This window comes from Morganella morganii (genome assembly GCF_019242955.1).
In the GTDB taxonomy this organism is placed as follows: Bacteria; Pseudomonadota; Gammaproteobacteria; order Enterobacterales; family Enterobacteriaceae; genus Morganella; species Morganella sibonii.
This window is the reverse complement of record NZ_CP066129.1, coordinates 446,074-460,482: the sequence shown is the minus strand read 5'-3', so window position 1 is coordinate 460,482 and position 14,409 is coordinate 446,074. Positions and strand designations below refer to the sequence as shown.

8 protein-coding genes are annotated in these 14,409 nt (G+C 52.4%); 3 read left to right on the top strand and 5 right to left on the bottom strand.

Annotated features, from left to right (window positions below; genetic code table 11):
* Positions 1-33 precede the first annotated feature (33 nt).
* Genes JC793_RS02030 through JC793_RS02020 form a run of 3 tightly spaced genes read left to right on the top strand, consistent with a single transcriptional unit; the run spans position 34 to position 7,339 of the window.
* Positions 34-2,820, top strand: coding sequence for a secretin and TonB N-terminal domain-containing protein (locus JC793_RS02030; protein WP_218427343.1), 2,787 nt, complete (start codon positions 34-36; stop codon positions 2,818-2,820).
* 42 nt (positions 2,821-2,862) lie between these two features.
* Positions 2,863-4,563, top strand: coding sequence for an ABC transporter ATP-binding protein/permease (locus JC793_RS02025; protein ID WP_218427341.1), 1,701 nt, complete (start codon positions 2,863-2,865; stop codon positions 4,561-4,563).
* Positions 4,553-7,339 carry a M16 family metallopeptidase gene (locus tag JC793_RS02020; RefSeq protein ID WP_218427340.1) on the top strand — a complete coding sequence of 929 codons (2,787 nt, stop codon included), beginning with the start codon at positions 4,553-4,555 and terminating at the stop codon, positions 7,337-7,339. Before JC793_RS02025 ends, JC793_RS02020 begins: the two co-directional genes overlap by 11 nt.
* Positions 7,340-8,194: 855 nt before the next feature.
* Here the strand turns inward: JC793_RS02020 and deoD are convergent.
* The 5 genes from deoD to JC793_RS01995 all read right to left on the bottom strand — a co-directional run bounded on the left by deoD (position 8,195) and on the right by JC793_RS01995 (position 14,174).
* Positions 8,195-8,914 (bottom strand): purine-nucleoside phosphorylase, encoded by a 720-nt coding sequence (deoD, locus tag JC793_RS02015; protein ID WP_024475051.1) that lies wholly within the window; start codon positions 8,912-8,914, stop codon positions 8,195-8,197.
* Positions 8,915-8,982: 68 nt separating this feature from the next.
* The gene (gene deoB, locus JC793_RS02010) at positions 8,983-10,206 is read right to left on the bottom strand and encodes a phosphopentomutase (RefSeq protein WP_046894029.1); all 1,224 of its coding nucleotides are present in this window, start codon (positions 10,204-10,206) and stop codon (positions 8,983-8,985) included.
* Between the two features lie 62 nt (positions 10,207-10,268).
* Positions 10,269-11,591: a thymidine phosphorylase gene (deoA, locus tag JC793_RS02005; RefSeq protein ID WP_107680476.1), complete on the bottom strand. Its 1,323-nt coding sequence runs from the start codon at positions 11,589-11,591 to the stop codon at positions 10,269-10,271.
* A 92-nt stretch (positions 11,592-11,683) separates the two neighbouring features.
* Entirely contained in the window at positions 11,684-12,463 is a 780-nt protein-coding gene (gene deoC / locus JC793_RS02000; protein WP_107680475.1) for a deoxyribose-phosphate aldolase, read from the bottom strand.
* 445 nt (positions 12,464-12,908) lie between these two features.
* Complete coding sequence (locus tag JC793_RS01995; RefSeq protein WP_171819742.1) at positions 12,909-14,174, bottom strand: NupC/NupG family nucleoside CNT transporter; 1,266 nt, start codon at positions 14,172-14,174, stop codon at positions 12,909-12,911.
* Positions 14,175-14,409 lie beyond the last annotated feature (235 nt).

Genomic DNA, 14,409 nt, shown 5'->3' with positions numbered 1-14,409 from the left:
TCATTTCCGCGTCTTCTGATACAGGGGATAACTATGACACTTCCGGAAATGATAAAAATGACAATAACACCATCACCATTCAGCATCAGGGCGGTCAGTTCTGCCATTGTGCTGGCGCTCGGACTGACAGCGGCACCGGCAGGAGCAGCAGATCTCACTCTTGATTTGCCGGAACAGGCACTGAGCCGTTCACTGAATACTATCGCGCAACAGGGACAAATCCAGTTACTGTATGATGCCGGACAACTCGGCGCACTGCGTGCACCGGCGCTTCACGGCAGTTATTCAGCGCAGACCGCCATTCAGACACTGCTGGCAGGCTCCGGTCTGACACTGGTGCAGCAGGGCAGCAGTTATGTTATCCGCCCGCTGACCACCGAAGCGGAAACCATTTTAATCCCGGAAACACGGGTTCAGGGCGAACTGGCTTACCATCCGGCCACCGATGTCATGTCTGCCCCGCAGTATATTACCGCGGAGGAGATCCGCCAGCGCAATACCGGTGACGGTAACGTCACAGAACTGCTGCGCACCAACCCTGCCGTACAGTTTGCCGGTAATGACAGCTCGTCCCTCAACCAGGGCGAAATCAAACCGTCACGAATCTCCATTCACGGCGCCTCCAGTTTCCAGAACGCCTATAAGCTCGACGGCATCAGTTTTAACAACGATTTCGACCCGGCAAAAGATACGCTGGGCGAAACCTCCACGCGACTGGACAGCGGCGATCAGGGAATGTACATCGACAGCCGCCTGATCGACAGCGTGACCGTTTACGATAACAACATTCCGGTGGAATTCGGCGGCTTTACCGGCGGCAGTGTGGATGTCACCAGCCGCCGCTGGAACGGCGAAAACAGCGGTCATATGTATTACCGCACCACCCGCTCTTCCTGGAATCATCTGTTTGAGGATTCTTCGCAGCCGATTGATTCATCAAAAAATGATATCAGTCATCCGGCCCGTTTCCAGAATGAATATAACAAACACGATTTCGGCGGCTGGTTTGAAGTCGGTGTAACCGAAAACAGCGGCCTGACAGTATCGGCCTCCCGCCGCACCTCCACAATTCCGGCGAATACATCGGTACTGATGGCGGTGATGGAAGGTGAAGAGCTCGTCGGGTATGAATTTGATAAGCGCAAACGTAACCAGAAACGCACCTCAGACAACCTGTTTGTGAAGTATGCGATGGATCTCTCGCCGGTCACCACGGCGGATATTTCCCTGAATTACTCCGATTACAAGGCACGTTTGTTTGCCTCCAATATTGCCAACTCCGGTTATGACAATAACCATAAAGGCTTAGGTGTGACCGGTGTTCTGAAACACCAGACCAGCCTGGCTGATCTGGAATTCACCCTGGGTTATCAGAAACTGAAAGATAACCGCGTGAATGATGAGCAGAATTTCTATGAAATGAAGGATAAGTTACCGGACGGCAAAACGGTCATTAACACCAAAATGGGCGGGCTGGGTGATCTGCAGACAGAGCAGGACAATATCACCACCAAAGCCGTTGCCCGTTTCCTGCCGTCAGAGGGCTTCGGGATGACACACCGCCCGACCCTCGGGATGGAAACCACCCATACCAAAGGCCGTTATATCCGCGATAAGTCGCATTACCACACCAGCGAAGACTATGTCAGCTACGCGGAATGGGGGATTGAGGACCCGGTTGTCAATGTGCACCGCTTCCTGCCGGGAACCGCCTCGGTCAGTTATAACAACTACTCCCTGTTTGCCGATGACAATATTGAAATCGGCCGGCTGACGCTGCGTCCGGGTGTCCGTGTTGACCGTGATGACTTTGTCCGGCAAACCAATATCGCCCCGCGTCTGGCCGCAACTTATGACCTGTTCGGTAATAAAGAGACATTACTGATTGCCGGTGCCAACCGCTATTACGGCCGCTCTATGCTGACTTACGCCCTGTACGGCGCGCAGAATGCCGGGCTGGAAAAATGTTATATGTGCGGCTTTATGGGAATGGAACCGACCTGGGATAAAACCAATGATTATGAAGGTCTGGATTCACTGAAAACCCCGTATAACGATGAGATTTCTCTCGGTCTGCAACAGGAAATCCTCAGCACCACCTGGCGTCTGACCTATGTTCACCGTGAAGGTTACGATGAAGTGCGCAGCCGCACCAAATACAACAACCTGACCGGGTCGGATAAATACTCCGATAAAGGCAAAATCCGTACCTTTGATAATGCCGGACGCAGCAAACATGACTCCGTCACCCTGGCCGTCAGCAACAGTCAGCCGTGGGAATGGGGACAGGCAAGCCATGTCTTTACCTCCTCAATCGTCTGGCAGGATACCAAAACCAACTTCCCGTCTGACCAGGGTTATGCCTTCTTTGAACCGGGTACTGCCATTAACTCCGACAAAGTAATGTACGGCGGCAAAGTGATCGATGTCAGTGACCTGCCTGCCAGCAACTTTAACTCGCCGCTGAAACTGAACGTTGAGCTGACCAGTGACTGGGATAACTACAACATCTCCTGGTACAACCGCCTGCAATGGTGGGGAGCCCGTAATCAGGCCGTCCGTCATGACAACGAAGTGATCCGTGATCCGCAGTACGGTGAATTACGTGTTTATCAGAAAGAACATTTCGCATCCAAATTCACCTGGGATACCCGCGTGAACTGGAAACCGGAGTTTGCTTACGGCGCATCCGTTTCACTGGAAGTGAATAACGTTCTGAATAACAAAAATGTCGCGGATACCTTTATCTATGCCGGTAACAAGGTGATTGCCTATGATCCGGGCCGTCAGTTCTGGTTACAGCTGAATTACGATTTTTAATCTGAGCATGTGAGCAATGTCTCTTAACGTTATGAATAATCAATGAAAACAATAAAACAATTTATCTGGCTGGTGAAGCCGTTCTGGGGGCGGCGTGCCGCCCTGTTTTGCTGGTTCTTACTGTTGTTGTCTCTCGGGCTGACACTCTCTTCCGTCTGGTTCAATATCCGCATGAACCAGTGGAACGGGGATTTTTATAATGCATTACAGAAGCTGGACGGTGCGGCGCTGTATCAGCTGATCAAATTCTTTGTCGTGCTGGTCAGCGGACTGATTCTGGTGGTGGTACTCGGCACCTGGTTCCGGCAGAAACTGGCTATCCGCTGGCGGGAGGGGATGACAGAACAGATCCTCAGCCGCTGGCTGTCGCCGCAAAGCCGCCATTACCTGCTGCGCCTGACCGCGCAGGAGCCGGATAACCCGGATCAGCGGATTGCCGAGGATGTCCGCCTGCTGGTGGAATCCACCCTCAGCCTGCTGATCACATTCCTGCACTCGCTGCTGACCCTGATTTCTTTTGCCGCCATTCTCTGGCAGCTCTCCGGCAGTATTCTGCTCTCTGTTGCCGGGACGGACTGGCGGATCAACGGCTATATGTTCTGGGCCTGTATCGCTTACACCCTGGTGGGTATCGCGCTGACACAGCTTATCGGCGGGCCGCTGCGTAAACTGAATATGGAAAAACAGCAGCGCGAGGCGGATTACCGTGCGGCGCTGATCACCCGCAGACAGCATGGTGACGCCATCGCCGGACAGCGGGGAGAGTTGCAGGATAAACAGCAGTTGCTGACCCGTTTTGCCCGCGTGGCGGCCAACTGGAATCAGCTGATCCGCTGTGAGCGGAATCTGGCATTTTATACCGTGGGTTATCAGCAAGTTACCGCACTTGCGCCCATTCTGTTTGCACTGCCGAAATTCCTCGCCGGTGAACTGATGCTGGGCGGATTAATGCAGCTGCGTCAGGCATTTACCAGTGTCGCCACCTCTCTCGGCTGGTTTATTTTTGCCTATAAAGAAATTGCCGCCTGGCAGGCAACGGTAACCCGTCTGTACCATTTTGTCCGTCTTCTGGAAAATGATGCGGTGTCTGATGTCACTGAAACCCGTCAGTCGGCAGTACGCCTGGACGTTTCCGTCGATATTTTGCTGCCGGATAACCGCCCGCTGCTGGAAAATGTTTCTCTTTCCCTGCGTGCCGGGGAATTTGCCATTATCAGCGGCCGCTCCGGGCTGGGTAAATCCACCCTGCTGCGCGCGCTCAGCGGCCACTGGCCTTACTACCGCGGCAATATCAGCCGTGAACAGGATGTCATGTGGGTTCCGCAATCACTCTACCTGCCGTCAGGGACACTGAAATCCCTGCTGGCGTATCCGCATGCCGCATCACAGTTCACGACGGACGATTACCGTGATGTCCTCGGTGCCACCGGGCTTGCCGTACTCTCACCACAGCTGGATACCGATGCCGACTGGCGTCAGCGTCTGTCCGGCGGCGAACAGCAGCGCCTGCTGATAGCCCGTCTGCTGCTCAGTCAGCCGAAACTGATGCTGCTCGATGAAATTACCTCGGCACTGGATGATGACAATGCTGTCCGCATGATCCGCCTGCTCCGCAGCCGTCTGCCCGGCAGCACACTTCTGCTGGTCAGTCACCAGCGTTTTCTTCAGCAGGAGGCCGACCGTGTGATCGCCCTGTCCGCCCCTGCCGCCACCTGCACATCAGGAGTACGATATGCATTATAAACCGACCTTTGCCGGTGCGGTGCTGATCCTCACCGGCTGTACCGCAGCCGGCACCACGGGCACAGATAATCGTCCGCTGCCGCAGCGCAGTGATTTACAGCACATCCGCCTGGCAAACGGCATGAATGTGTATCTGCTGTCACGCCCGCAGCCCGGCGCGGAACTGCGCCTGCTGGTGGAAAGCGGCTCTTTGCAGGAAACAGAGGAACAGCGCGGCCTCGCACATTTTACCGAGCATATGGCCTTTAAAGGCACCACCCATTTTCCGGACACACAGAGCTTTAAACAGCTGGAAAAACAGGGGCTGAACCTCGGCAGCCATGTCAATGCCGCCACCAGCCTCAATTCAACTGTCTATAAACTGTCACTGCCGCAGGCCACGCCGGAACAAATCCAGACCGGTTTACAGGTTCTCGCCGACTGGGCACAGGGCATGACGTTTGACCCGGATGCCTTTGATAAAGAACGCTCTGTCATTATTGAGGAATGGCGGCTGCGCCAGGGTATCGGCTTCCGTATCAATAATGCTCTTGAGCAGCTGCGCTATGCAGGCAGTCTCTATGCGGAACGTGACCCGATCGGGTTATTGGATGTGATCCGCCACGCGCCGGTCAGCACGGCAAAAGACTACTATCAGACCTGGTATCAGCCGCAGCGTATGAGCCTGGTGGTTATCGGGCAGTTTAACCGCCACGATGTCAGCAATCTGGCGGAAGCGTATTTTAATCAGCCTGCCAAAAAAGACGCCGCACAGGATGATCCGGCCCGTCAGCGTTTTGCCCCTCAGCCGGGTCTGCTGGTAAAGCCGGTCTTTGATAAGGAGCAGGGACAGCGCATTATGCAGTTCGCGCTGCAGAGAGATATCCGTGCCCCGCTCAACACCCGCGACGGACAGTATGACGACCTGCTGGATAATCTCTGGGTGACAATTCTCAATCAGCGCCTGACTGCGCTGGTGGATAACGGACAGCTGCCTGCCGCCAGTATCAACCCGCAAGGGGCTATGCTGGACAGCCGCCGTCTTCAGCAACTGATGATAGTGCATCCTCAGGGCGGCGATTATCTCGGCAGCATCACCCTGTTGTGGACAGAGATTCAGCGCCTGGCGGTACAGCCGGTCACACAGGCAGAGCTGGATGATGCACGGCAGAGTCTGCTGGCAAAACTCAGTCAGCAGGCCGCCGGAGAATCCCGCTACGGCCATGATTATCTCGCGGATACCATCACCACCGCACTGGAATACCGGATGCCGGTTCAGGACAAACGTCAGCAGCTTACTACTGCCTGGGAATTGCTCAAACCGGTTACGCCGGATACGCTGAAAACGCATGTGTCCGGATTCCTGAATCAGGCATCACCACGTCTGGCGCTGCTCGGGCCGGACAGCGAACAGACACGTTTTACGGAAAAAGCGTTTACTGACCGCTGGCAGCAAATCCGCCAATCAGCCCCGGGACCGTTCTCCCTGACTGTGCGGCAGGTGGCGCTGAATGTCACCCCGGCCGCCGCCGGTACCATCGTGCAGGAACAATCACTGCCGCTGCCGTCCACGGAGTCGTGGCAGTTATCCAATGGTCTGCGGGTGATTGTGCATCAGGATAAAAATCTGAAAGACAATATTCAGATCAACCTGCGCATCCCGGGCGGTCGTTCACTGGAACCCGCCGGACAGGAAGGTCTGACCGACTGGGCACTGAAACTGCCGGAAAGCAGCGGTTATGGTGAACTGAGTGCCCGTGAGCTGACATTATTCAGTAAGCAGCACAGCCTCACACTGCGGCCGTACAGTGAACTGCTGAATCACGGCTTCCGTGGTGAGGCACCACCGGAAGAGCTGGATACGCTGCTGAAACTGCTGCATCTGAAGATCACACAGCCGCAGTTCAGCGGTGAGAAACTCCTCCGCAATCAGCAAATGATGCTGGAAAGCCTGAGCAGTACCCCGGTGGAGCGCCGTTTCCTGGATGCCATCAACCGCGAAAGCCATACTAACGGCGATCGTCTGGTGATCAGTGAAAACGGCGGCTGGCGTCAGTTTACGGCTGCACAGTTACAGAACAATCACCGGCTTCTGCTCAGCCCGGTACAGGACATGACGTTAGTGATCAGTGGTGCGGCAGATAAAAAACAGATAAAACAGGCTGTTGAGAAATGGATTGCCACCCTGCCCGCTTCCGGGCAGCGCCTGCAATGGCGGGACCCGGCCATTGCGCCGAAAATGACATCTTTCAGCCGGACTTACCCGATCGCCAGTTCTGACAAGACCATGGTAAGTATTCAGTATACCGCACCGGCACAGTGGTCACATCAAGAGAGCCTGACCCTGCAACTGGCTGACAGCATCATCAGTAAACAGCTGCGCACCGCGCTGCGTGAACAGGCCGGCGGTATTTACGCCCTGAGTTTCTCCTCTATGCTGGCAAAACTGCCATCACCGTACTACAGCGCCCGGCTGAATTTCACCACCGATCCTCAGCGCGCAGCAGAGATGACCGCATTAAGCCGGACTGTGCTGAAAAAACTGAAAGCAGAAGGTATCAGTGAAAATGCGCTGAAAGAAGCCAAAGCCAACTGGTTGCTGGAAAAACAGCAGGTTTATCAGAGTGCTGCATTCTGGACAGAATCACTGGCTCAGATTGCCGGGGATGATAATGAATTTACCCGCATAGTAACGGAAGAGGCGTTAATCAATCAGATTACCGCAGAAGATATTAACCGTGCATTATCCCGCTACAGCGGTGAGAATGAAAAATTATTTATGCTCACTCCGCCATAATAATATAAAGCCGCTTAATAGCGGCTTTATTATTTCCGCTAACTTAGCAAAATAACAATCATTGTATTAACGGATAGTGAGACTAATATTTTGTGATATATCTCCGTATTATCCCCCGAACGGGTTAGAGATAAAGAGAAACACAGTTGTTATATTTTCTGCGGGTGCCTGATTCTGTCCGGATCAGGCTATATATTCCCTTGTTCCGTACAGAAGAAAGCCCCGATTACGTTTTTCAACATAAACCGGGGCCGAATCTCTACCCAACAATAGGGATTTTGCCTCCTTAAATTAAAGGAGTCAAGAGAAATGACCGAAAGATCAATAACAACATTAGCTATAGTTGCAGTGGTATTAATAATCGCTCTTACAATTTCTGATGTTGTAAATTCGTTACTCAATAATCATCGGGTATCCGATTTTTCATTGAAAGGCGGAGACATGCTGGTTGACGCAACATTGTCCTGTAGTGATAAATGATGCTGAGGGGGGAGAAATCCCCCCGGTTTTCTCTGTTGCAGGTAGCGGTTAATCAGGCACCTTATTTTACTTTCTTATTAACTTACTTATGTGTTCTTTTAATATGATAAAAATACCAGAATTACCCATAGTTATTTTTAACTTTATAATATCCGCCGCAAGAATAATCAGCTTATCCTTTATGGTAGTATTATTGACGTTAATTATATTCATAGCCTATGCCAAAGTTCTCAATAAAACCTGTGATTTTAGTTTTAAAATTGCGATAGGAAATGGTGTTTCAGAAATTCATACCGGACCTGATAACAGTAAATAATAAAAAAACCGCTGCCGGAGAATAATACCGGCAGCGGTTTTTATAATGACTGAAATAAATTACTTCTTATCGCCCAGTAAAACAGATTCCAGCGCAATAGTGATCATTTCATTAAAAGTAGTCTGACGTTCTTCTGCCGGTAAATTTTCACCGGTACGGATATGGTCAGAAACAGTACAGATAGTCAGCGCTTTCGCTCCGAATTCCGCTGCTACGCCATAAATACCGGCAGCTTCCATTTCCACGCCCAGGATGCCGTATTTTTCCATCACGTCAAACATTTGCGGGTCCGGCGTATAGAATAAATCTGCAGAGAAGATATTACCGACACGCGCCGGAATACCGGCAGTTTCAGCAGCTTCAACGGCATTGCGTACCAGGCCGAAATCCGCGATAGCCGCGAAGTCGTTATCCTTGAAACGCAGACGGTTCACTTTGGAATCCGTACTCGCACCCATCCCGATAACCACATCACGCAGTTTGACATCACGGCTGATAGCCCCGCAGGAGCCGACACGGATAATGGTTTTCACATCAAATTCGGTGATCAGCTCTTTGGCATAAATGGAGCAGGACGGGATACCCATACCGTGACCCATCACGGAAATACGGCGGCCTTTATAGGTTCCGGTAAAACCCAGCATGCCACGCACATTGTTAACCTGTTTAATATCTTCCAGAAAATTTTCTGCAATGTATTTTGCACGCAGCGGGTCGCCGGGCATCAGAACAACATCAGCAAAATCACCACGTTCAGCATTAATGTGAGGGGTAGCCATAAAAAAATCCTTTCAGTCAATCCAAAGGGAAAGGGCAGACTGACTGTCTGCCCGAAAAAAGAAACACATTACAGCATGTTTTTGCCGTAATCCATCGGGGATAAATTAAAATAGGACGCAACTGTCTGCCCGATATCCGCAAATGTTTCACGGTAGCCCAGTGAGCCCGGTTTGACTTTCGGTCCGTAAACCAATACCGGAATATGCTCGCGGGTATGATCGGTACCCGGCCAGGTCGGATCACAGCCGTGATCAGCGGTCAGGATCAGAATATCATCCTCTTTCACCAGCTTCAGCATTTCCGGCAGACGGCGGTCAAATAACTCCAGCGCTGCGGCATAACCGGCTACATCACGGCGGTGGCCGTAGGAGGAATCGAAATCAACAAAGTTGGTAAAGACGATAGTGTTATCGCCAGCCAGTTTCATCTCTTCCAGCGATGCGTCAAACAGCGCATCAATCCCGGTTGCTTTCACTTTTTTGGTGATACCCACATGGGCATAAATATCCGCGATTTTACCGATGGAGACCACTTCCCCCTGCTTTTCCTCCGCCAGCTTTTGCAGCATGGTGGCTGACGGCGGCTCTACCGCGTAGTCGTGACGGTTGCCGGTACGTTCAAATGAACCGGCTTTTTCGCCGGTAAACGGACGGGCAATCACACGGCCGATGTTGTAACCGCCTTTGGTCAGTTCTTCACGGGCAATTTCACACAGCTCATACAGTTTTTCCAGGCCGTATGTTTCTTCGTGGCAGGCAATCTGGAAAACGGAGTCCGCAGAGGTATAGAAAATCGGTTTGCCGGTTTTCATATGCTCTTCGCCGAGCTGATCTAAAATCACGGTGCCGGATGAGTGGCAGTTACCGAGATAGCCCGGCAGATTGGCGCGTTTAACGAGAATATCCAGTAATTCCTGCGGGAAGCTGTTTTCATGATCGCTGAAATAGCCCCAGTCAAACAGAACCGGTACACCGGCAATTTCCCAGTGACCGGACGGGGTATCTTTACCGGAAGATAATTCCCCGGCGTAGCCGTATGCGCCGATGATCTCTGCATCTTTATCCAGACCTTCCGGGAAATGCCCGGTGGATTCTTCTGCGGCTTTCCCCAGTCCCAGACGGGACAGATTCGGCAGATGCAGCGGCCCTTTACGGCCTTTGTCTGCTTCACCGCGGGCACAGGCCTGTGCGATATGACCTAACGTGTCAGCACCGGTGTCGCCGAAATCAGCGGCATCATGTGCGGCGCCGATACCGAATGAATCCAGCACCATAATAAATGTACGTTTCATACTTCTCTCCTGTGTCAGATCACGTCAGGATGCAGGGCTCCGCGTGAATAACAAAATTGTTCTTATTCGCTGATCCGGCGGTAAATCAGCGGGGTATCCGTAACCGGGTGTTCACTCAGTGTGATGGCCTGACGTACTGCCTGAGCCGCTTCATTCCACGCTTCTTCATTATTGGCATGGATCATCGCCAGCGGCATCTGTCCGTCCGCAATACTGTTGATCGGCGCAATATCACTTAACCCGACGCTGTAGTCAATCGGATCGCTTGCTTTACGGCGTCCGCCGCCCAGTGCAACAACCGCCATGCCCAGTGCGCGGGTATCCATCGCGGTGACAATGCCTTCAGTTTCAGCATAGACCGGTTTGCTGAGTACTGCCGATGGCAGATAGTGCGAATAGCGTTCGATAAAATCAGCCGGTCCGCTCTGTGCGGCTACCATCCGGCCGAAAATTTCCGCCGCTTTGCCATTATCCAGCACACGCTGCAGTTTTTCTTCCGCCTCTGTGCGGTCAGCCGCCAGTCCGCCGGAGACCAGCATCTCTTTGCACAGTGCCATGGTAACGTCATACAGACGCGGATTGCGGTACTCACCGGTCAGGAAACGCACCGCTTCACGCACTTCCACCGCATTACCGGCACTGGAGGCCAGCACCTGATTCATGTCAGTCAGCAGTGCGGTCGTCCGGCAGCCCGCGCCGTTGGCAACCTGTACGATCGCCTGCGCCAGCTGCTCTGATAATTCATATGTCGGCATAAATGCCCCGGAGCCCACTTTCACATCCATCACCAGCGCATCCAGGCCTTCAGCCAGTTTTTTGCCGAGGATAGAGGCGGTGATAAGCGGGATTGAATCTACGGTTGCCGTAATATCGCGGGTTGCATAAAAACGCTTGTCCGCCGGTGCCAGAGAGTTAGTCTGGCCGATAATCGCCACACCGGTCTCTTTGATGATGCGGCGGAAGGTTTCATCATCCGGGAAAATGTCAAAACCGGGAATCGCTTCCAGTTTGTCGAGCGTACCGCCGGTATGCCCCAGACCGCGGCCGGAGATCATCGGGATATAGCCGCCGCAGGCAGCGACCATCGGTCCGAGCATCAGAGAGGTTACATCCCCGACACCACCGGTGGAATGTTTATCCACAACCGGTCCCGGTAAATTAAGGTGTTTCCAGTCCAGAACCGATCCGGAGTCCCGCATCGCCAGTGTCAGCGAGACGCGCTCCTGCGGGTTCATATCATGGAAATAAATAGTCATCGCCAGCGCCGCAATTTGTCCCTCAGAGACTGAATTATCACGTACGCCGTTAATAAAGAAACGAATTTCCTCATCAGAGAGCGGATGTCCGTCCCGTTTTTTGCGGATAATTTCCTGAGCCAGAAACACGGTGTTCTCCTTAAAAATACCGGATCCGTCCCGGTACCTGAGGTGCCGGGTTAATCAAAAAACCGGACTGCAAAGCAGCCCGGTAAATGTGATTAATACTTGCTGTCAGATTTGGCGTCTGCATAGCCCAGCGTATTAAGCAGGCTGGCCAGCAGGCTGGATGCGCCAAAGCGGAAGTGACGGGAGTCGGCCCAGCCTTCCCCCATGATGCGGTCAGCCATCGCCAGATACTGCGCGGCTTCTTCCGCAGTGCGGACACCACCGGCCGGTTTGAAACCAACGGTTTTACCAACACCCATATCACGGATCACTGTCATCATGATTTCCGCGGTTTCCGGCGTGGCGTTGACCGGGACTTTACCGGTGGAGGTTTTAATAAAGTCAGCACCGGCTTTGATGGAGATTTCAGATGCCTGACGAATTAATGCCGGATCTTTCAGCTCACCGCTTTCGATGATCACTTTCAGCAGTACATTGTGTTTGGCACAGGCTTCTTTGCAGGCTTTTACCATATCAAAACCAACCTGCGTATTACCGGCCATCAGAGCACGGTACGGGAATACCACGTCCACATCATCTGCGCCGTAGGCAATCGCAGCATTGGTTTCCGCCAGCGCGATTTCAATATCATCATTACCGTGCGGGAAATTGGTGACAGTTGCGATACGCACTTCCGGCGTCCCCTGCTCACGCAGAACTTTACGGGCTAACGGGATAAAACGCGGATAAATACAGACAGCCGCAGTCTGGCCTGCCGGACTTTTCGCCTGATGACACAACGCAGTGACTTTCGCGTCAGTATCATCATCATTCAGGGTGGTTAAATCCATTAAAGACAACGCGCGCTGCGCTGCGGCGGTTAAATCGGTCATAAAACTCTCCAACGTATGTCTGCGCCATTAGCGGGCAGACGCAATATCTGAACGATGCAAAATGTGTTGGCGAGCGGGACTTGGTTCCGTGAAGACGTTGCCTCTCTTGTGATAAGAGTTAACGCAGAGGTCCTTCTCACCGCGCTGTAATACAGGTGACTGTAAACAGAACACCGAATCCGTTATAAGGTATCCATGCCTTATTGGAGCATGTCTTGGCACTATAATACGTGCCTTTCATCACGTTTATATAACGGCATTTACATCAATACATACAGTTATGTGATAAAAATCACAATAACAGCCTGATATGCACAAAATAACAGCACATATTCACAGCATAGTATAGCGCAGGAAACAGATAGACAGGGAGAGACAGAAAGACAAGTACACCGAATCAGTAAAACGCACAGGTGAACCGGATTCACCTGTGCGGGAGGAGCAGTTACAGTGCCAGGAAGAAGCCGGCGATGGTTGCACTCATCAGGTTGGAGAGTGTACCGGCCATTACCGCTTTCATACCCAGACGTGCCACGTCTTTACGGCGGTTAGGCGCCATACCGCCCAGGCCGCCCAGCAGGATCGCGACTGAAGACAGGTTGGCAAAGCCGCACAGTGCAAAGGAGATAATCGCTTTGGTGTGATCAGACAGCGGCTGTAAACCGGCAGCAATAACCTGCGCATCCGGCTTCATGTATTCACCGAAGTTCATGAAGGCAACAAATTCGTTGACCACAATTTTCTGTCCGATAAACGAACCGGCAGTCATCGCCTCATTCCACGGTACACCGATCAGGAAAGCAATTGGTGAGAAGAGCCAGCCGAGGATCAGTTCCAGTGACAGCTGCGGATAGTCAAACCAGCCGCCGACACCGCCTAAGATCCCGTTGATTAACGCGATCAGCGCAATAAACGCCAGCAGCATTGCACCTACGTTCAGCGCCAGTTGCATACCGGAAGATGCACCGCTTGCCGCCGCATCAATGATGTTGGCAGGGCGCTCTTCTTCCGCCATACCGGCCATGGCTTCGGTACGGTCATCAAAGTGCTCGGTCTCAGGTACCATCAGTTTCGCAAACAGCAGACCACCCGGTGCCGCCATAAAGGATGCTGCGATCAGGTACTCCAGCGGAACGCCCATCTGCGCATACCCGGCGAGAACAGAACCGGCCACGGATGCCAGACCACCACACATTACCGCGAACAGTTCGGAATTGGTCATCCCGGAGATATACGGACGCACCACCAGCGGGGCTTCTGTTTGTCCCACAAAGATGTTGGCTGTCGCGGACAGGGATTCGGTACGGGATGTGCCCAGCAGTTTCTGTAAGCCGCCGCCGAGAATTTTAATCACAAACTGCATAATACCGAGGTAATACAGAACAGCAATCAGCGAGGAGAAGAACACAATAACCGGCAGAACACGCAGGGCAAAGACGAAACCGCCGCCGCCGAATACCTCAAACATTTTGTCAGAGACCAGGCCGCCGAAAATGAAGTCCATCCCTTTCTGGCCGTAGCCGATAACACTGGCGACACCGTCAGACATTGCAAGGAGGATTTTGCGTCCCATCGGGACATAAAGAACCAGCGCGCCGATCAGCACCTGAATAATAAAGGCACCGATAACAGTCCGCAGTTTGATTGCCCGGCGATCACTGGAAAACAGTACTGCGATAAAGATCAGCACTGCCATCCCGACCAGACTCATAAGGAGTTGCATGGAAGTATCCCTGTTCACGATAATGAAGATTAATAGTCCTGTTCCGCATGCAGCTCAGAGCAGGACCCTGTGGCGCTGATTATACCCGGTCAGTCCGGTTAACAATCAACTTGCGTCACAAATAACGACTGAAAAAAGTAACAAAAAATACGAAAACATGATGACAATCACATTATTGAACTGTTTTTCTCTGAAAAATCCCTGAGAATCCGGGAATTGACGG